Origin of the sequence: Phocaeicola barnesiae DSM 18169 = JCM 13652, from assembly GCF_000374585.1 — a bacterium.
GTDB lineage: Bacteria > Bacteroidota > Bacteroidia > Bacteroidales > Bacteroidaceae > Phocaeicola > Phocaeicola barnesiae.
This window is the reverse complement of the sequence record NZ_KB894644.1, coordinates 277,941-296,943: the sequence shown is the minus strand read 5'-3', so window position 1 is coordinate 296,943 and position 19,003 is coordinate 277,941. Positions and strand designations below refer to the sequence as shown.

Annotated in this window: 17 protein-coding genes; 5 read left to right on the top strand and 12 right to left on the bottom strand. The window is 46.9% G+C overall.

Going from position 1 to position 19,003, the window contains the following annotated elements:
- The 8 genes from C510_RS0103610 to rlmN are packed head-to-tail and all read right to left on the bottom strand — an operon-like array spanning window position 1 to window position 7,497.
- Entirely contained in the window at window positions 1-726 is a 726-nt protein-coding gene (locus tag C510_RS0103610; RefSeq protein ID WP_018709977.1) for an HAD family hydrolase, read from the bottom strand.
- Window positions 719-1,726, bottom strand: a complete 1,008-nt coding sequence (locus C510_RS0103605) for a lysylphosphatidylglycerol synthase transmembrane domain-containing protein (RefSeq protein ID WP_018709976.1) — start codon at window positions 1,724-1,726, stop codon at window positions 719-721. Before C510_RS0103605 ends, C510_RS0103610 begins: the two co-directional genes overlap by 8 nt.
- Complete coding sequence (locus tag C510_RS0103600) at window positions 1,723-2,673, bottom strand: CDP-alcohol phosphatidyltransferase family protein (protein WP_018709975.1); 951 nt, start codon at window positions 2,671-2,673, stop codon at window positions 1,723-1,725. Before C510_RS0103600 ends, C510_RS0103605 begins: the two co-directional genes overlap by 4 nt.
- On the bottom strand, window positions 2,670-3,539 hold the full coding sequence (locus C510_RS0103595) for an ATP-grasp domain-containing protein (RefSeq protein WP_018709974.1): 870 nt from the start codon (window positions 3,537-3,539) through the stop codon (window positions 2,670-2,672). The genes C510_RS0103600 and C510_RS0103595 overlap by 4 nt, the downstream gene beginning before the upstream one ends.
- 16 nt (window positions 3,540-3,555) lie before the next feature.
- On the bottom strand, window positions 3,556-4,263 hold the full coding sequence (locus tag C510_RS0103590; RefSeq protein ID WP_018709973.1) for a nucleotidyltransferase family protein: 708 nt from the start codon (window positions 4,261-4,263) through the stop codon (window positions 3,556-3,558).
- A gap of 3 nt (window positions 4,264-4,266) precedes the next feature.
- A complete protein-coding gene (pdxA, locus tag C510_RS0103585; protein WP_018709972.1) occupies window positions 4,267-5,358 on the bottom strand; it encodes a 4-hydroxythreonine-4-phosphate dehydrogenase PdxA in 1,092 nt (363 codons plus the stop codon).
- A 3-nt stretch (window positions 5,359-5,361) separates the two neighbouring features.
- Window positions 5,362-6,435: a DUF4837 family protein gene (locus C510_RS0103580; RefSeq protein ID WP_018709971.1), complete on the bottom strand. Its 1,074-nt coding sequence runs from the start codon at window positions 6,433-6,435 to the stop codon at window positions 5,362-5,364.
- A gap of 12 nt (window positions 6,436-6,447) precedes the next feature.
- Window positions 6,448-7,497, bottom strand: coding sequence for a dual-specificity RNA methyltransferase RlmN (rlmN, locus tag C510_RS0103575; protein ID WP_018709970.1), 1,050 nt, complete (start codon window positions 7,495-7,497; stop codon window positions 6,448-6,450).
- Between the two features lie 80 nt (window positions 7,498-7,577).
- On the opposite strand from rlmN, the gene C510_RS0103570 reads away from it, so the two are divergent.
- The 4 genes from C510_RS0103570 (at window position 7,578) to C510_RS0103555 (ending at window position 13,593) form a co-directional block, all read left to right on the top strand.
- Window positions 7,578-10,001 (top strand): DUF4922 domain-containing protein, encoded by a 2,424-nt coding sequence (locus C510_RS0103570; RefSeq protein WP_025892154.1) that lies wholly within the window; start codon window positions 7,578-7,580, stop codon window positions 9,999-10,001.
- Window positions 9,998-11,308, top strand: a complete 1,311-nt coding sequence (locus C510_RS0103565) for a SpoIID/LytB domain-containing protein (RefSeq protein WP_018709968.1) — start codon at window positions 9,998-10,000, stop codon at window positions 11,306-11,308. Before C510_RS0103570 ends, C510_RS0103565 begins: the two co-directional genes overlap by 4 nt.
- Window positions 11,309-11,319: 11 nt before the next feature.
- Window positions 11,320-12,594 carry an MFS transporter gene (locus tag C510_RS0103560; RefSeq protein ID WP_018709967.1) on the top strand — a complete coding sequence of 425 codons (1,275 nt, stop codon included), beginning with the start codon at window positions 11,320-11,322 and terminating at the stop codon, window positions 12,592-12,594.
- Window positions 12,595-12,678: 84 nt separating this feature from the next.
- The gene (locus C510_RS0103555; protein ID WP_018709966.1) at window positions 12,679-13,593 is read left to right on the top strand and encodes an OmpA/MotB family protein; all 915 of its coding nucleotides are present in this window, start codon (window positions 12,679-12,681) and stop codon (window positions 13,591-13,593) included.
- Between the two features lie 77 nt (window positions 13,594-13,670).
- Here the strand turns inward: C510_RS0103555 and C510_RS0103550 are convergent, their stop codons facing one another.
- The 4 genes from C510_RS0103550 to C510_RS0103535 form a co-directional block, all read right to left on the bottom strand.
- The gene (locus C510_RS0103550; RefSeq protein WP_018709965.1) at window positions 13,671-13,874 is read right to left on the bottom strand and encodes a winged helix-turn-helix domain-containing protein; all 204 of its coding nucleotides are present in this window, start codon (window positions 13,872-13,874) and stop codon (window positions 13,671-13,673) included.
- Window positions 13,875-14,017: 143 nt separating this feature from the next.
- Window positions 14,018-14,485: a C-GCAxxG-C-C family protein gene (locus tag C510_RS0103545; protein WP_018709964.1), complete on the bottom strand. Its 468-nt coding sequence runs from the start codon at window positions 14,483-14,485 to the stop codon at window positions 14,018-14,020.
- A complete protein-coding gene (locus C510_RS0103540; protein ID WP_025892155.1) occupies window positions 14,482-15,441 on the bottom strand; it encodes a D-2-hydroxyacid dehydrogenase in 960 nt (319 codons plus the stop codon). Before C510_RS0103540 ends, C510_RS0103545 begins: the two co-directional genes overlap by 4 nt.
- 27 nt (window positions 15,442-15,468) lie before the next feature.
- Window positions 15,469-16,743: a replication-associated recombination protein A gene (locus tag C510_RS0103535; RefSeq protein ID WP_018709962.1), complete on the bottom strand. Its 1,275-nt coding sequence runs from the start codon at window positions 16,741-16,743 to the stop codon at window positions 15,469-15,471.
- 472 nt (window positions 16,744-17,215) lie between these two features.
- On the opposite strand from C510_RS0103535, the gene C510_RS0103530 reads away from it, so the two are divergent.
- Complete coding sequence (locus C510_RS0103530; protein ID WP_018709961.1) at window positions 17,216-18,955, top strand: glutamine--tRNA ligase/YqeY domain fusion protein; 1,740 nt, start codon at window positions 17,216-17,218, stop codon at window positions 18,953-18,955.
- Window positions 18,956-19,003: the final 48 nt, after the last annotated feature.

The window sequence follows — 19,003 nt, the reverse complement described above, 5'->3', positions numbered from 1 at the left end:
TTAAAGTACATAAGATAACAAATCCGGCAAATCGGTCAGAATAATATCAGGCAGCGACTCGTCAATTTCTTCGTTTCCCCAGCCTTCTCCTTTCAACCAAGCGACCTTGCAGCCTACAGCCTTGGCCGGAACCATATCTTTCGAGAACGAGTCACCTACAACCAAGACCTGCTCGGCAGGGAACCCCATTGCTTCAACCCCCAACCGATAGATGGCAGGATCAGGTTTACGTACACCGACCACGGAAGACTCTACAATTTCTGAAAAATAATCGGCCAACTGAAAATCTTTCAGAATGGTCTGGATATTTCCATAGAAATTAGAAACCAATACCAGGCGATAATGTGAAGCCAGTTCACGAACCACAGGACGTGTACGCTCCAGAACATCCAGTACATAGCGGTAACAGCTGTCCGCGATGTGTGAAGCATAAGCCTTTTCCGCTGCATCATTACGGTCTAACAGCCCTTTTTCCACCAAATACTCTATCTGGATACGTGTCTTAATCTGAAGAACCTCCAGAAAATTGTGTTCGGGCTTTACCAAAGGTTGCCGGGCCAAAGTACGCTCCCCATGAACGTATGCTTCACGGAACGCTTCCTTCGTTACAGGAACCTGAAAAAGCTGATACTTTTCCCACAAGACTTCCGCCCAATGGCGGCTATTGGTATCTATGGTACCACCATAATCGAAGATGATACCTTTCAAATCGAACTTTCTACTCATTTTTCTCTATTTTACCGGTATTGTTGCCGACCTTCATCAGCAACACCCCTATCACAATCCATATCAACTCGCGCACCCGTGTAATCAATCCGGTATAGATACCGAAAGCACTCGGGATAGCCAGACCGCCGGTCGCCAAAGCGAAGCCTCCTTCACGTGCTCCCAACTGCATGGGCGAAAAGAAGAACAGATTGGCAAACAACGAAGTAAAAGCCATAATCAGCACACACGACAAGAAACTGACATTGGAAGTCAGAATATTCAAGATAAACAAGACTTCTACACAGCCCACGATACGAGCCAGGAACTCCAGTCCCAACGAAGCATAGAACGTTGTCTTACGCTGTCTGTGCAACTCGGCAATCTGTGCATCGACTCTTTCCAAAGCATCTTTCCGCTCAACCAGAAAACGGTTGGCCCATTTCTTTGCAAATGGAACATGGCACAACAACCGGATGGTTCTGACCGCCATTCCATTCTTATATCCCTTCATGAAAAAGTAAATGGCCAACAGACAGCAGACGCCCACAATTGCCAGAACGATACCCATTCCTAGATTCAACGGTTCCAGTACCAGATAAAGCAGCACCGAAAACATCCAGAAGCAGAAATGAGAAAAAATATGCATCATCACATACAGGATGACAGAAGAAGTCGCCTTACTGCCGCCGACATACGGTGTCAGCTCCATGATGCGGTACGGTTCACCTCCCATCAATCCTACCGGGGTAGCATAATTCAGGGCAAACCCGGAAACCGTCAGCTTATACACTTTCCAGAAAGGCACTGGAGCATGCTTCCCGTCTCTGATAATGATGTACCAGGACAACGCGTTCAGCAAATAGATAAACAGCCATAACAGGATGACTGCCGGAAACCAGATGCCCGCTTTCCTCAGGTTCTGCCACAATTCCTGATAGTCCATATCAAACGTACAGAGCATCACGACAATGGCAAAGATACCGAAGAACCAGAATATATTCCGAACCTTATCTTTCATCGGCGGGCATATTTAGCATACAGACGTGCACAGAGTGCTTCGTGCTGATGACGCATATAAACAAACAACGCGGTCATGACCACGATCTCAAAAATGAAATACAACCATGGTTCGCCAATCAGCAGGCTGATATACAAAGCGATGGCACGTGTATTGAACGTCAGGATATTCGTATATTTCATCAGCGGCAAGCTACCCTTCCGGAACTCATCACGCAATTCCTGCGGAATGGCATCACCGTATTGCTGCTGTACCATCGCATAGAAACGCTGGAAATTAGGAGTCATCTGCTCCTGCTGACGGGTATAGTTTCCATAAAAATACAGAAAAGACTTCCACCAGAAATTGCCCTTCCAAGGCAGACTGTAGAAAATCTCGCGCTGCTGCTTGAAATTATCCAACTCGCTACCGGCTTTTCCTTTCAGGAAGAGCAAATGGATGTTCCGGTAATAATCGGCCAACGTACACTGTTTGCTATGACAAACGGTTCCAGAGAAAACTGCAATCAACCAGATGGATACTCCCCAGGTAAGATGACTGTCGGCTCCGATACCAAAAGGCAAAGGCTGGTTGGTCAACCGCAAACAGATAGCCGCATAAATGGTAAAGAACCAGATATCCCCCGCAAAACCGTCCAACATGCGGCCCCAACGGGTTTTCTTACCGGTCATACGGGCCAACTGTCCGTCGCAACTGTCGTAATGATTGGCCCACATCAGCAACAGAATACCAATGATTGTATGTTTCATGTCCGGATAATAGAACATGATTCCAGCTGCTACTCCCAGAATAATAGACAAAATCGTCACAACATTCGGATGGACTCCTAGACGTTGAAAAAACAAAGCCCATACGTATCCGATGGGACGATTGAAATGGATATCCAGAAACTCTTCGGTATCCATCGACTTGAACGAAGCTTCAAGCCCTTTCTTTTCTGTACTCATTCGTTTTCAATTTTTGACATGATACGACGATAGATACATTCGGCTATTTGAGGAGCCGCCTCTTCACGACAACGGGCGAAACTAGGCCAGTCATTGAAATCGATGATACGAATCTCACCGGTTTTAGAGACTACACAGTCTCCTCCGTAAATCGGGACATTCAATGCCTCTGCAGCCTGGTTACCATATTTCTGCAACAGTTTCGCGTCGAAAGGATAGCCTCTGCTTTCCCCGTTGATGGCCTCCAGTCCGAATTTGCTATGCGACTGTTCAGTCGGATAAAACACATAAAAGAAATCGGTCCCCTGCACTCCGTAGAACTTCACCAAGTCCCCTATCAAGTGTTCGTTGACAACAGCCTCCGGAATTCCCCGTTTCCGGAAATCAGCCAATACTCTTTCGGCCTCTTCCTTACACTCAACATAAACCACATCTTCCTTGACCATGGCATGCGAATTTCCCCGTTTAATCCAGCACGGAAAAATATCCGGCGTAAAGGGCCCGTCACTCGGAATGATAAAACTCTTCGGATGAGGTACACCGTTGGCTATCAGCAACTCAGTCATAGCCTTCCGCACACAGTTATCGATTCCATACGCTGAATTGATAACCAGTGCTCCCCGGTCCTCCAGAAGCTTCAATCGCTGAATCGTTGCCCGGTCACGAGCCATATCAAAAATAAAATCGGCTTCAAGTTGTTCGCTTACAAACTCTTTTTCGGGATACACCGTTACTTCCATCCCCTTTTTCTCTAATGCTTCAGCTACTCCACGAAAAATAGCTGCGTCGTTTCCAACATGATTCGGTGAATACTCGTTACCTCGGCTCACACCGAGTATCCGAATCTTCTCTCCTTTTACAAACATCTCTTTCTTTTAATGATTATTCTTTATGATTTAAAAAGGCCTCAGCCTTTACAATATCGCTGGCATGATCCACATCCAGAATCTTACTGAACGGGTAAGCCTCCAACTGCAAACCGTCAGCCACCAGCTGACGCTGGAAATTACGCATGCGCGACATGCCTTTTTCCATACATTTCTCCAAAGTATCGATAGCCTTTGGCGTCAAGCAATAGATTCCTCCTGATATATAACGGCAATCCGGTGTAGCGGCATCATGGAATCCTGTAATATTCAATTTCTCGTCTGTCGAGATATACAACGGCTTTTCGTCGTCTATGTAATCGGTTACAGCCATCATTCCGTCCTTGCCGGAAGCCTTGAAAGCTTCAATAAACGCGGCGAATTCGTCCTCGCGGAAAATCGTATCGACCGTCGTCAGACAAAACTTGTCGCCTTTCAGGAAACGGCTCAATTCATAGAAACTGTGCATTGAGCTTGGGGTCGTCTTCACAATCACTTCCAACGGCACTTCCGCTGTCTCTTTCAATGCTGCTACATGCTCCTTGGTAAGCGCTACCTCGTTGTTAATGATAATCACCACCTGCTCGGCCCCATTCTGGGCAAAAATATGGACCAGGCGATCAATCATGGCCATTCCATTCAACTGTACCAACGGTTTCGGCAAAGCAACACCTTCCTGGGAGAGCCTTGAGCCCTCCCCGGCAGATATAATCGCAAATTTCATGTCTTATTCTTCTACTATATCTAATTTCAATTTATCACTGTCATCACGTTTCTCATAATACTGCTTACGCAGCGGACGGGCATTGATTTCACGCTCAATCTGGCGGTTACGGAACACATCCAGTGCAACATAAATGGCCTGACGGAAAGAATCTTCGGAAGCAATACCTTGTCCGGCTATATCATAAGCCGTACCATGAGCCGGCGAAGTACGGACAATCGGCAGCCCCGCGGTAAAGTTGACTCCTTCATCCATAGCCAAAGCCTTGAACGGAGCCAGTCCCTGGTCGTGATACATCGCCAGAATGCCATCAAAATGTGCATAATTACCAGAACCCATGAATCCGTCTGCCGGATATGGTCCGAAACACAGTACTCCCTTGGCCATCATTTCCTGCATGGCCGGAATGATTACTGTCTGTTCTTCAGTACCAATCAATCCTTCATCACCCGCATGCGGATTTAATGACAAGACAGCGATACGTGGACTGTCAATTCCGAAATCCTGCTTCAAGGAGCGATGGAAGATGGCCATTTTTTCCATAATCAGCTCTTTGGTCAAGGTTCTCGAAATTTCACTGACCGGAATATGACCGGTAACCAAAGCAACACGGAAATCATCTTTCAACAGAATCATCAAAGCCTTCTCACCTTTTCCTACGCGCTCCTCAATGTATTCCGTATGTCCCGGGAAATGGAATGTATCCGACTGAATGGTATGCTTGTTGATAGGAGCTGTTACCAGTACATCAAAGACGCCTTCCCGGTAATCCTGCAACGCTTTTTCCAGTGCGCTGAGTGCAGCCTTTCCGGCCTCTGCAGTCGGTTTGGTCAGTTCAACCTTCAACTCGTCTTCCGTACAGTTCAGGATATTCACCCGTCCATCCTGTATGTCTGCTCTCGAATTGACAATACTGAATGTAGTCTGTATATCCATCGCCTTGCGATGATATGCGGCAACCTTGGGTGAGCCATATATAATAGGTGTACACAACTCCAACATGGTAGGGTCAGAGAATGCCTTCAGAATCACCTCATACCCCACTCCATTTATATCTCCATGAGTAATACCTACTCTTATCTTCCGTTCTTCCATGAGTTATTTTTCCTTGTTTGTCTGTTGTTCATTATCTTTAGCCACATTCTCTTCCGTTATCTGATTGTCTACCGGAAGTTCACCCACTTCTTTTTCCTGAGGTAATTTCAAGGTATAAAGAGCAGCATTCAGTTTGCGGATCTGGTCACGTTTCAGTTTTCCCGGATTATAGACAAATCCTTCTACCACGATAACCCTTCCATTGGCACGGTCTACACGGGCATGTGATACAAACGGACCGCCCATCGCATCGTTCTCCATCTCCCACAATCCACGCACTTCATAGGCATAATCCCCCTGCACCGCAATGTTACGGGCATCCACGAAGATTGAATCGGCAGTAACCATATACATACCTTCTTTGGATCCAGGAATATTTGCTTTCATCACAGAGTCTCGTTTCTCAATAAAATATGCCTTTGTAAAGGTTTCTTTGCTGGTATACGGATAGGAGTAAATCACAAAGTTCAAATCATTCAGATTGCTGGAAGCCCACAAGAACTGTTGTCCCACCTTATAAGAGGAAAGCTCGACCGGCATCCAGATATCACAATCAAACAGGCTTTGTACTTTAGTAGACAATGTTTCATTATGTTTCTTTTCCAACAGCTTCACTTCACGATTCATTTCCGCACGGGTAAAGAAATCAATGATGACTTGTCCGTTTTTAGCTACATATTCGGCAAACTCCTGCTGACTCGGCGACTGGATAGTCATAATCATCTGTGGAGAAGAATATGCGTCACGGGTATATTTGAACTTGGTTTGCGTATAGATATCCTGAATATCTACAATAATGATGTTACGGAACAAGCGCATCGTACGGTCAAAATAGTCAGGGCGCACCCGGGAAATCCGGAAAGAACGCTCCGGCTGCGGCAATCCCGGAACATCTGTATCGAGCACATGAAAGAGAGCACTGTCTGGACTGTTCCAACATTTATCATCAGCTACCACCAACACTTCATAAGGACGGCCGCTGGATACCGGTGTAACAATACTTTTACCATCTTTGTGACAAGAAGCCAGCACCAATACCATCAATGCAAAGCTCAAATAAAAGGCAAAACGTTTCATAAGTATTGAAAATTAGTTATTATCTGCATTCTTCTCTGCCTGTTGCTTGGCTGTAGACAACATGCCGCAGGCAGCAAAAATATCTTCCCCACGGGAAGCACGGATAGTAGCAAACAGGCCATGAGCCGTCAGATAATCGCGGAAAGCAATCATTGAATCCATGTCTGTCCCCTCCAAATCCACATTCGGGATTGCATGGAAACGAATCAGGTTCATCCGGCAATCCAGACCGCGTAAAAGGCGGACCAGTTCTTTCGCATATACCAGGCTGTCATTTACTCCCTTGAATACAATGTATTCAAAAGAGAGGCGACGCTGTTTGCTGAAATCGTACCGACGGAGGATTTCTACCATCTCCGTAATGGAAAAAGCTTTTTCGGCCGGCATCAGTTCGCGACGTTGCGCCGGGAACGGAGAATGCAGACTGATAGCCAGGTGACAGTCACTCTCTTCCAGGAACCGAACCAGTCCCTTGCGTAAGCCTACTGAGGAAACAGTAATACGCTTCGGACTCCACTGATACCCATAATCGGCCGTCAGCACCGTCAAGGCACGCAACACTTCGTCCAAATTATCGAAAGGCTCTCCCATTCCCATAAAAACCACATTGGTCAAGGTGTCCCGCTCCGGAATGGAATAAATCTGATTCAATATCTGAGCAGCCGTCAGACTGGCAGTATAGCCCTGCTTACCTGTCATACAGAATTTGCAGTTCATTTTACAACCTACCTGCGAAGACACACACAAGGTAGCCCTATCATCATCTGGGATATATACAGATTCTATGTAATCACCTTCCGGAGTACGGAAAAGGTATTTCACAGTACCGTCTACCGAGCGCATCTCGTGAACGGGTGCAGAAGCTCCCACTTCGTAATTTTCCTTCAACAGCTCCCTGTTCTTCAATGACAGGTTCGTCATTTCATCTATCGAAGCTACTTTCTTTTCATACATCCACGAAGCAAGCTGGTTCGCTGTAAATTTCGGCATTCCCAGTTCTGCGACCAACGTTTTCAGTTCATCCAGTGTTTTTCCTAACAACGGAATTTTAGTCGTACTCATTATCGATTCAAATTTAGCGTACAAATTTAGGCAAAAAAAAGATATAAATCCCTATCTTTGCCCGTATAAATATATTAAATATGAAAAAAGACATCACTTGTTTCATGCCATATAGCCATGAATGTCAACCCAATAGAACTTTGGAGGCATTCATGCGTCACCCACGGGTTGCGCATATATACCTGTTGGTACAGTCACCGTTAAATGACGAAGAGATACCAGCCCCATGCACACAACTGGTTGTAGAAGATTTATTCTCCACCCATACTTTCCACCAGATAGCCGCACACGCCGATACCCCGTTCCTGTTACTTTATACCAAAAGTCAATCCCTGGAATTGGGGTACATGGCTCTGGAGCGACTCGTTGACTACGCCTCCACACCCGATACGGGCATGGTGTATGCCGACCATTACCAATGGATAAAGGGTGAACGGAAGGCACATCCGGTCATTGATTACCAGCTGGGTAGCGTACGCGATGATTTTGATTTCGGCTCATTGTTATTGTTCCCGACCAACCGCTTTCTGCAAGGCATCCATCAATTGGAAGCCCAACCTTCCTACAACAGATCCGCCCTGTATGCCTTACGCTTGTCCATCAGCCGCATGTTCCGGCTTGTTCATATCCGGGAATATCTTTATACGGAAATCGAAGAAGACACCCGTAAGTCTGGCGAGAAACAGTTCGATTACGTAGACCCACGCAACCGGGAGACCCAAATAGAACGGGAAGCTGCATTCACCTGGCACCTGAAGCAGATAGGCGCTTACCTGCCTCCTGTCACCCGGGAAATCAATTTCCAGGATGAGTTTGAAACGGAAGCATCGGTCATTATTCCGGTAAGGAACCGTGTCCGTACCATCGAAGATGCCATCCGCTCCGTACTGGAACAGGTGACCTCATTCCCCTTCAACCTGATTATCGCAGACAACCATTCTACTGACGGAACCAGTGAAATTATAGCCGATTATGCGAACCGTTACCCACAGCTGATCCACTTGATTCCTGAACAGACTGACTTAGGTATCGGCGGATGCTGGAACCTGGCTGTCAACCATCCGGCATGCGGACGCTTTGCCATTCAGTTGGACAGCGATGACTTGTACAGCGGTCCTGACACCCTGCAACGGATTGTCGATAAATTCCACCAGGAAAAGTGTGCCATGGTCATCGGTTCCTACCGGATGACAGATTTTCAATTGAACACCCTGCCTCCCGGTATCATCGACCACAAGGAATGGACCGATACCAACGGCCACAACAATGCTCTGCGCATCAACGGCTTGGGAGCTCCCAGGGCCTTTTATACTCCCCTACTTAGAGACATCCGCGTGCCCAACACAAGCTATGGAGAAGATTATGCGTTAGGACTGGCATTTTCACGTACTTACCGAATCGGAAGAATCTATGATGTGCTGTATCTCTGCCGCCGTTGGGAAGGGAATTCTGATGCTGCACTCAGCATTGAAAAAACCAACCAGAACAACAGCTACAAAGACAGTCTTCGTACCCTTGAAATCAAAAAAAGACAAGAACTGCTTCGGCAATCGAGACCTGACAACCAGGCTTGGACAGGCCCCGACTTTATCCAAAGTCAGCTTGCCTCTTGGGAATTGGCACGCAAGAACCACGAAGCACTGAAACAAGTGCAGACCCGGGAACTTCATATTGATGGAAACACCCTTATCATCCAGTTCAACCCGGCACGAGCCATCTCGACTCTTGCCAAACTGGACAAAGCTTCATTAGAGGCACGCCCATGTTTTCTTTGCCTGGAGAACAAACCAGCCGAACAGGAAAGTATCCGTATCAACCTGGACGAAGCCTTCGACGTGCGCATCAACCCTTATCCGATTCTTCCAGGCCATCTGACGATTTCTTCCGAAAAGCACCAGTGGCAGACACTGGCAGACAAAAACGAGAGACAGCTTCCTGGACGATTGGTCACCTGGTTCAACGAACATTTCGCACCCGGCTACACCATTTTTTATAACGGAGCAAAATGCGGAGCTTCAGCCCCCGACCATTTCCATTTCCAGGCCGCACAGCAAAAAGACATTCCTTTCATCCGCCAATGGGACCGTCTGATGGAAAGCGCCTGTCTGACCGGCTACGAAGTACAAGCCGACAACACCCTCTGCAAAGGCTACCGGATAGACAATTTCATCTGTCCTATCCAGGCTTTCATCACCGAAGGAAAAGCAGAAACGAGCCTCCGCCTGTTGAAAGAATTTCTGGAGACATTGCCACTCTATCCGGGAGAAACCGAGCCCAGGTACAATCTCTTTGCCTGGACAGATCGTCAAGGAAATTACGTAGCAGCGTATTTTCCACGGACAGCCCATCGTCCGTCCTGCTATACGGCCGAAGGTGACGAATGTATCATGGTCAGCCCCGGAGCATTGGATATGAGCGGACTGTTGGTAGTACCACGAAAAGAAGATTACGATAAAATCTCCGAGAATCAACTGTTACAGATTTATAACGAAGTATCATTATGACAGAACCCGAAATAAGTGTGGGCATCGTCAACGCCCAAGAAATACATTTTACCCTTCATGCCTTGTACCATGCCAAAGGAACAACCGTTTCCGGTCCACAATGCGTATCGTTCCACGAAGGAGGTATCCTCTGGAACGGAGAAGTCTATCGTGAACTCACCTTCCACCCCTTGGAAGAACAGGCATCTTTTGCGCTGGAGGATGTCACCATCGGTATCCATTTCCACTGGGAGCGCCAGGAAACCCAGACGTTTCTAGGAACATTGAAACTGGTTGTGGACGAAGGTAAAATTACAGCCATCAACCAGCTTCCGGTAGAGGCCTACCTCACCAGTGTCATTTCTTCCGAAATGAATGCTACGTCTTCACTGGAATTTCTGAAAGCCCATGCTGTCATCTCCCGCAGCTGGTTGCTCGCCCAGATAGAAAAAAGACAGGCCCTTAGCCAGAAAGACAGCGGGTTCTTCCCTTTTACCAAAACAGAAACCGAATACATCCGTTGGTACGACCGCGAAGACCATACCATCTTCGACGTATGTGCAGACGACCATTGCCAGCGTTACCAAGGAATCACCAAGGCCTCCAATCAGACCGTAGCAGAAGCTGTGAAAGCCACCCGCGGACAGGTACTTATGTACGAAAATACCATCTGCGATGCCCGTTTCTCCAAATGCTGTGGCGGCGTGACCGAAGAATTCAGTTACTGCTGGGAGAACAAGGATTTTCCTTACCTGAGTGCCATACGGGACAGCGGAAAAGATCAGACGATTCCAGACCTGACAGACGAAAAGCAGGCAGAAGCCTGGATTCGTACAGCCCCTGAATCTTATTGCAATACCAGAGACGCACATGTCCTTTCGCAGATATTGAACAACTACGATCAGGAAACCACCGATTTCTACCGCTGGAAAGTACGGTATACCCAAGATGAACTGACAGAACTGATACGCAGCAGAAGCCATTGTGATTATGGGCAGATTATCGACCTGATACCTGTCGAACGAGGAAAATCCGGCCGTATCAGCAAATTGAAGATTGTGGGGACCCTGAAGACATTTACGATAGGCAAGGAACTGGAAATCAGACGAACATTATCGGAAACACATCTTTTCAGCTCGGCCTTTGTAGTAGATAAAGGACCTGAAGAAGGAGGAGTTCCTTCCTGGTTCGAGCTGACCGGTGCCGGATGGGGACACGGAGTCGGACTATGCCAGATAGGAGCTGCCGTCATGGGAGAAAAAGGATATGCCTACGACGATATCCTCTTACATTATTATAAAGAAGCGAAAATCCGCAAACTCTATTAATACATTACCGGATGAAGAAGAATTCTCCTTGGACCTGGGTACCTTCCCTATACTTTGCCGAAGGGCTACCCTATGTAGCAGTCATGATTCTTTCCCTCGTCATGTACAAGCGTTTGGGAATCTCAAACACGGATATAGCCTTGTATACCAGTTGGCTGAACTTGCCTTGGGTCATCAAACCACTGTGGAGCCCTTTCGTCGACCTGCTCAAGACCAAGCGCTGGTGGATAGTCAGCACCCAGTTATTGATCGGAGCCGGATTGGCGGGAATTGCCTTTACCATTCCGACCTCCCATTTTTTTCAAACCACCCTGGCTATCTTCTGGCTGATGGCTTTCAGCTCGGCCACTCATGACATTGCTGCCGACGGGTTCTACATGCTTGGACTTACACCTCATGAGCAAGCATTCTATGTGGGTATCCGCAGTACATTCTATCGGATTGCCACCATAGCCGGACAAGGAGTTCTGATTATGCTGGCCGGTTATCTGGAAAAGACCACCGGAAGAATCAGCTATGCCTGGAGTATCACATTCTTCGTATTGGCCGGACTCTTTCTGGCTCTATACCTTTACCATACATTCATACTTCCACGGCCATCCTCTGACCAACCGACTGGAAGTCAGACTACCATACAAGGGATATTGGGGGAATTTCTATCCACTTTCCGTTCATTCTTCCAGAAAGAGCAGGCCGGAATCGCCATCCTGTTCATGCTCTGTTACCGCCTGCCGGAAGCTCAACTGGCTAAAATGGGTATCCCCTTCCTGCTGGACCCTATCGAACAGGGAGGATTGGGATTGACAACCGAACAGATAGGATTTGTTCAAGGAACCATCGGTATCATCGGATTGACCTTGGGAGGTATAGCGGGAGGTATAGCGGTTGCCCGTCACGGGCTCAAACGCTGGCTTTGGCCGATGGTATGGGCCATTTCATTACCGGATGCCGTCTATGTTTATCTCAGTTATTTCCAGACACAGAATTTATGGATTATCAATGCCTGCATATTCATCGAGCAGTTCGGATACGGTTTCGGCTTTACGGCATACATGCTCTACCTGATTTATTTTGCCGATGGTCTCCATAAGACCGCCCACTATGCCATCTGTACCGCTTTCATGGCATTGGGGATGATGCTTCCTGGAATGATAGCCGGTAAGCTGCAAGAACTGTTAGGCTATCAACTCTTTTTCGTTTGGATTATGCTCTGCACCCTAGTAACCTTCGGAGTTACCGCTCTTTTACGCATTGACCCATCTTTTGGAAAGAAAGTTGTTGGATAATTGTGAAAAATTGCCGAATATTGCAGTCCGATAAGCGTAATATATAACTACAGAAAAAGAAAACCTATTAAACAATATAAAGGTATGAAACGCACTAATTATTTAGTTCCGATTGTTGTAAGCTGTTTCCTGGCAACCGGTTGTGTCAGCAAAAAGCAGTTTGCAGAATTACAGACCAGCTATCGTCAGTTACAGACAGAAAACAGCGACTTGTCCAAATCCTACCAACAGGCTCAGGTTACATTGGCCGAGAACCGCGCAAACATCAAAAGTCTGGAGGAACGGTTGGCCGAAGCCCAACAGAACAATGCCGACTTGAAGGCATCCTACGCATCCCTGCAAGGTTCTTTGGACAAAAGTATCCAGCAAGGGAACATCAACATCTCCAAACTGGTAGATGAAATCAATGCCTCAAACCGGTTCATCAAACAGCTGGTGGAAGCCAAGGACAAGTCTGATTCCTTGAACATGGTATTGACCAACAACCTGACCCGTTCACTCACCAAAGACGAATTGCAGGAAGTGGATATCAAAGTGCTGAAAGGGGTAGTCTACATTTCTTTGGCTGACAACATGCTTTATAAGTCTGGAAGCTATGAAATCAACGAACGTGCCGGTGAAACATTGAGCAAGATTGCCAAAATCATCACAGACTACAAGGACTACGATGTACTGGTAGAAGGAAATACAGATACAGACCCGATTTCCCGTCCGAATATCCGGAACAACTGGGATTTGAGTACCCTGCGTGCATCTTCTGTCGTACAGGAACTGCAGAACAAATATGGAGTTGACCCACAACGCCTGACAGCTGCCGGACGTGGCGAGTACAACCCGATTGCAGACAACACTACCGCTTTAGGCAAACAGCGCAATCGTCGTACCCAGATTATCATCACTCCGAAACTTGACCAGTTCATGGATTTGATTGACCAGGCCCCTGAAGCTACAGATTCAACGGCCGCATCCATCCCAGAAGCTCCTCTTCCCATGGAATAAGCCTGAACATTGAACCATAAAAAATGCGTCGGAAACCGATATTGGATTCCGACGCATTTTTTGTTTGACCAAGCTTTTTATTTCAGAACAAAAAATAATTCTCCGTTTTTTTCGCTTGCTTCAATTTTGTCCTCTCTTAACAACCAACCCAATCCGAGGAACAAGTCTTTGTCTGCCTTGATTTTTGCAGCTTTCTTGATTTCCTTCTGAGTTTTTCCTTCATTTCCATTAAGTACTTCCCAAATCTGACCGGCAAGTACTCCTGCTTTTTCTTTTAACATAATCATTCGCTTTTAGTACATAAATAAATAGGTCATACCTATATGAGTCTGTGTTTCTGCGGCAAAATTACAGAAAAACTCGTTTCGTTATGCCTGAATAACTGAAAAACTTTGTTTTTACAGGCAGAAATAAGCTTTCTCGGTTACAATTTATGTTCCTGTTCAAGGAAATCACCAAATATACGGGCAGCAGTTTCAACCATTTTGGCACAAGGGCGTTTGGCATAATACTGACTGGTACGCGCTTCAGGAGTAGATACAATCGGCTCTTTCTTGGAGAGTCCCAACAAGTCGGCACATCGTAAAGCACCGTTCTCTTCCTTGAATTTCTCTGCCAACTGCTGTACCAAAGCATAGTTGGCTGCCTTTCCTTCCCGGTCTGCCCCCTCTACCGCACTCCGTTCCAGACCGGCCAACAGGAACATACCACAGGCGGCTCCGCAGGTTTCACGCATCCGGCCGATACCTCCTCCAAAGGAAGCAGCCATCCGTAAAGCCTGTTCCCGGGTAAAACCATATAAATCCGCATAAGCCGCAACGACCGACTGCGAACAATTATATCCTTCCTTAAACAAGGATACAGCTTTCTCTATACGTTCTTCTTTTGTCATGATATAACGGTATTGATTGGTTGACCACTCAAAAAAGCTTCAATATTCCGGACGGCCTGCCCCATCAGACGCTGGCGCGCCTCAAAAGTAGCCCACGCAATATGTGGCGTAATGAAACAATTCTTCACGCCGACCAACGGATGACCGGGAACCGGAGGTTCTGATGACAAGACATCAACGCCTGCCGCAGCCAGCAAACCTTTTTCCAGTGCTTCGGCCAAGTCAGTCTCATTGACCAAACCACCACGCCCTGTATTAATCAGAACAGCCTCACGCTTCATCAGTTTCAAGCGCTCCAGATTGACCAGATTCTTGGTTGTTTCCGTCAAAGGGCAATGCAGACTGACCACATTACTGTCACTGAAGACTTGCTCCAATGAATCAGCCTTCCGGATACCTGCCGGAAGCTCTGCCGCAGACTTGCTGGTATAAGCCAGTACCTGCATACCGAAAGCCAAAGCAATGCGGGCAGTAGCCATCCCGGTATGTCCCAGGCCGATGACTCCCAAAGTCTTTCCGGCCAGTTCTACCAACGGAGTATTCCAATAACTGAAATCTGCCTGCTTGGTCCAATGTCCCGAAGCCACTTCTTCCGCATAATGTCCCACCCGCTGAGTGATATTCAACAAATGGGCAAATACCATCTGGGCAACCGAATCCGTACTGTATGCCGGAATATTCGTTACCGTAATCCCCTGTCTGCGGGCAGCCTCCAGATTGACAACATTATAGCCGGTTGCCAGAACCCCGATGTATTTCAAATCGGGCAATTGAGACAATGCCTCTCCATCCAACACCGTCTTATTGGTCAGAACAACTTGGGCACCGGTTGCCCGTTCTACGACCTCGCCCGGACGGGTACGGTCATATATCTTCACTGTCCCCAAAGCCTCCAAATCTTTCCAGGACAAATCGCCCGGATTCAGCGTATAGCCGTCCAGGACAACAATCTTCAAGTCTTCTTTCATCATTACCAGTCTCTCCTATTCTTTAAAGCGGTCACCCCACAGGTGTACCATCCGTTCTTTTAGTTTCGCCTCCGCCGGATTTTCCTGAGCATGCCAGATACGTGTCTGCGTTAACTCATCAGGCAGGAACTGCTGCTCTACAAAATGACCGGCATAGGCATGTGCATATTTATAATCTTTACCATAGCCCAACTGCTTCATCAGCTTCGTCGGCGCATTCCGCAAATGCAAAGGTACAGGCAGGTTACCGGTCTGGCGTACCAGCTCCAAGGCGGAATTGATCCCCTCATAGGCAGAATTGCTTTTCGGACTGGTTGCCAGATAAACAGTAGCCTCAGCCAATGGAATCCTCCCTTCGGGCCATCCGATTTTCATTACCGCATCAAAAGCCGCATTTGCCAACAGCAAAGCATTCGGATTAGCCAGACCGATGTCTTCTGAAGCGGAAATCACCAGCCGGCGTGCAATGAAGGCCGGGTCTTCACCGCCTTCTACCATCCTCGCCAACCAATAAAGAGCCCCATCCGGGTCACTGCCACGGATAGATTTGATGAAGGCCGAAATGATATCATAATGTATTTCCCCTTCCTTATCATAGGCCAACGGATTCTGCTGAAGACGGTTTACCACCTTTTCATCGGTGATGACCACCGGATCCTCACCATCCGCCTCCACCACCAGTTCCAGAATGTTCAGCAGTTTCCGGGCATCTCCTCCCGAGTAACGCAACATGGCATCCGTTTCCTTCAATTCGATGCGTTTCTCTTTCAATACCACATCTTTCGACAGCGCATGATGCAACAATTCCAACAAGTCCTCTTTCTCCAGCGATTTGAGAACATACAACTGGCAACGGGATAACAACGGACGAATAACCTCGAACGAAGGATTCTCAGTCGTTGCTCCAATCAAGGTTACTGTTCCTGTTTCTACAGCTCCTAATAAAGAATCTTGTTGTGACTTACTGAACCGGTGTATTTCGTCGATAAACAGAATCGGGCTCTGTTGTGAGAAGAAACGGTTGCTGCGTGCTTTCTCAATCACATCGCGTACGTCCTTTACTCCAGAAGTTACAGCGCTCAATGTATAAAAAGGAGTTTCCAGCTTGTTGGCAATAATCTGTGCCAGGGTAGTCTTGCCCACTCCGGGAGGTCCCCATAAAATAAAGGAAGATATTCTGCCTGAATCAATCATTTTCCGCAGAATCGCCCCCTCACCTACCAGGTGTTTCTGACCGATGTAATCATCCAGCGTTTTGGGACGCATACGTTCCGCTAAAGGTTGTGCCATATTTCACGTTTTTATTCACGAAACAAAATTAAACATTTCTCCCGACAAAAGGAGGAGGAAGGACAAATAAAAAAGGCCCTTTTCACAAAGGACCTTTTTTAAGTTTTCAATAGGTATTAGTTTTTTTTTAAGGTAAAAAGATTGTTTTCAGGATAACGCCACAAAGATGAGGCCTTTTTTTGAACCTACCAAATAAAAAATCATGTCTTATAACATATTTTGCTATTTTGACCTTTCAATTTACAAAATCGGTTCATCCAAAACATCATCTTTTGGCAGAAACAAAGATAAACATATTTTATAAAATTATCCCTCAGTACTTCACATTTTTTTCAAATGTCCTCCACTTTTTGCCTCTTATCAGATGTTCAGACGAATCCTGTCAGTTTCGGATAACTTTCCAATCCTATCTATTAGGTATATCTCAAAAGAATCATTACTTTTGCACATTGAAGAGAAAACAAGAAGTATTATGGCAGAAATGAATGCAACTGAAAGTTCAGAAAAGAAAAGCCTGAACTTCATCGAACAAATCGTAGAAAAAGACTTGAAAGAAGGTAAGAACGGTGGACGCATACAGACCCGTTTCCCGCCAGAACCGAACGGCTACCTGCATATCGGCCATGCAAAAGCCATCTGCATGGACTTTGGGATTGCCCAGCGTTACGGCGGTGTATGTAACCTCCGTTTCGACGATACAAACCCTACCAAAGAAGATGTAGAATACGTTGAAGCCATCAAGGAAGATATCCAGTGGCTTGGTTTCCAATGGGGAAACGAATATTACGCATCCGATTATTTCCAGCAGCTGTGGGACTTTGCCATCAAACTGATTAAAGAAGGCAAAGCATATATCGATGAACAAAGTTCAGAAGAAATCGCCGCTCAGAAAGGCACACCGACCCAACCCGGAACAGAAAGCCCTTACCGCAACCGTCCGATTGAAGAAAGCCTGGAGCTGTTCGAAAAGATGAACAGAGGCGAAATCGAAGAAGGAAAAATGGTGCTCCGTGCCAAGATTGACATGGCCAATCCGAACATGCACTTCCGCGACCCGATTATTTACCGGGTAGTAAAAACACCTCATCACCGCACCGGCGATAAATGGAAAGCTTACCCGATGTATGACTTTGCCCATGGACAGAGCGACTACTTCGAAGGGGTTACCCACTCACTCTGTACACTGGAATTTGTGGTACACCGCCCGTTGTATGACTTGTTTGTCGACTGGGTCAAAGAAGGAAAAGACCTGGACGACAACCGTCCGCACCAGTATGAGTTCAACAAACTGAACCTGAGTTACACCCTGATGAGTAAACGTAACCTGCTCACACTGGTAAAAGAAGGACTGGTAGACGGATGGGATGACCCCCGTATGCCGACTATCTGCGCATTCCGTCGCCGCGGTTATTCTCCGGAATCCATCCGTAAGTTTATCGACAAGATTGGTTACACCACCTACGACGCGCTGAATGATTTCGCACTGTTGGAAAGTGCCGTCCGCGAAGACTTGAACGCACGGGCAACCCGTGTTTCAGCCGTATTGAATCCGGTCAAACTGATACTGACCAACTATCCGGAAGATCAGGTAGAAGAAATGGTTGCCATCAATAACCCGGAAGACCCGAATTCTCCGACACATACCATCGAATTCAGCCGTGAGCTGTGGATGGAACGTGAAGACTTCATGGAAGACGCTCCGAAAAAATACTTCCGTATGACTCCGGGGCAGGAAGTCCGTCTGAAAAACGCCTACATCGTAAAATGTACAGGCTGCAAGAAAGACGAGAACGGAAACGTGGTAGAAGTCTATGCCGAATATGACCCCAATACACGCAGCGGTATGCCGGAAGCCAACCGTCGTGTAAAAGGAACTCTGCACTGGGTAAGCTGCAAGCATTGCCTGAAGGCAGAAGTCCGTCTGTACGACCGCTTGTGGAAAGTAGAGAACCCGCGTGACGAAATGGCGGCTATCCGCGAAGCCAAGAACTGCTCAGCCCTGGAAGCCATGCAGGAAATGATCAACCCGGATTCACTGAAGGTATTGACCGAGTGCTATGTGGAAAACTATCTGGCAAATGCCAAACCATTGGATTACCTGCAGTTCCAGCGCATCGGCTACTTCAACGTAGACAAAGATTCTACTCCAGACCATTTGGTATTCAACCGTACCGTATCATTGAAAGACACCTGGAGCAAAATCAACAAATAAATCCATAAGGAGCCCTACGGAGCATTTGCCATGGCTCAGGAATCATAC

Bases quoted from the DNA above. Each gene is read 5' to 3' on its own strand.
- C510_RS0103530 (WP_018709961.1), top strand. From the start codon at position 17,216: ATGGCAGAAATGAATGCAACTGAAAGTTCAGAAAAGAAAAGCCTGAAC.
- C510_RS0103560 (WP_018709967.1), top strand. From the start codon at position 11,320: ATGAAGAAGAATTCTCCTTGGACCTGGGTACCTTCCCTATACTTTGCC.
- C510_RS0103565 (WP_018709968.1), top strand. From the start codon at position 9,998: ATGACAGAACCCGAAATAAGTGTGGGCATCGTCAACGCCCAAGAAATA.
- C510_RS0103545 (WP_018709964.1), bottom strand. From the start codon at position 14,485: ATGACAAAAGAAGAACGTATAGAGAAAGCTGTATCCTTGTTTAAGGAA.
- C510_RS0103610 (WP_018709977.1), bottom strand. From the start codon at position 726: ATGAGTAGAAAGTTCGATTTGAAAGGTATCATCTTCGATTATGGTGGT.
- C510_RS0103570 (WP_025892154.1), top strand. From the start codon at position 7,578: ATGAAAAAAGACATCACTTGTTTCATGCCATATAGCCATGAATGTCAA.
- C510_RS0103590 (WP_018709973.1), bottom strand. From the start codon at position 4,263: ATGAAATTTGCGATTATATCTGCCGGGGAGGGCTCAAGGCTCTCCCAG.
- C510_RS0103605 (WP_018709976.1), bottom strand. From the start codon at position 1,726: ATGAAAGATAAGGTTCGGAATATATTCTGGTTCTTCGGTATCTTTGCC.
- C510_RS0103580 (WP_018709971.1), bottom strand. From the start codon at position 6,435: ATGAAACGTTTTGCCTTTTATTTGAGCTTTGCATTGATGGTATTGGTG.
- pdxA (WP_018709972.1), bottom strand. From the start codon at position 5,358: ATGGAAGAACGGAAGATAAGAGTAGGTATTACTCATGGAGATATAAAT.
- C510_RS0103595 (WP_018709974.1), bottom strand. From the start codon at position 3,539: ATGTTTGTAAAAGGAGAGAAGATTCGGATACTCGGTGTGAGCCGAGGT.
- C510_RS0103555 (WP_018709966.1), top strand. From the start codon at position 12,679: ATGAAACGCACTAATTATTTAGTTCCGATTGTTGTAAGCTGTTTCCTG.
- C510_RS0103600 (WP_018709975.1), bottom strand. From the start codon at position 2,673: ATGAGTACAGAAAAGAAAGGGCTTGAAGCTTCGTTCAAGTCGATGGAT.
- rlmN (WP_018709970.1), bottom strand. From the start codon at position 7,497: ATGAGTACGACTAAAATTCCGTTGTTAGGAAAAACACTGGATGAACTG.
- C510_RS0103550 (WP_018709965.1), bottom strand. From the start codon at position 13,874: ATGTTAAAAGAAAAAGCAGGAGTACTTGCCGGTCAGATTTGGGAAGTA.
- C510_RS0103535 (WP_018709962.1), bottom strand. From the start codon at position 16,743: ATGGCACAACCTTTAGCGGAACGTATGCGTCCCAAAACGCTGGATGAT.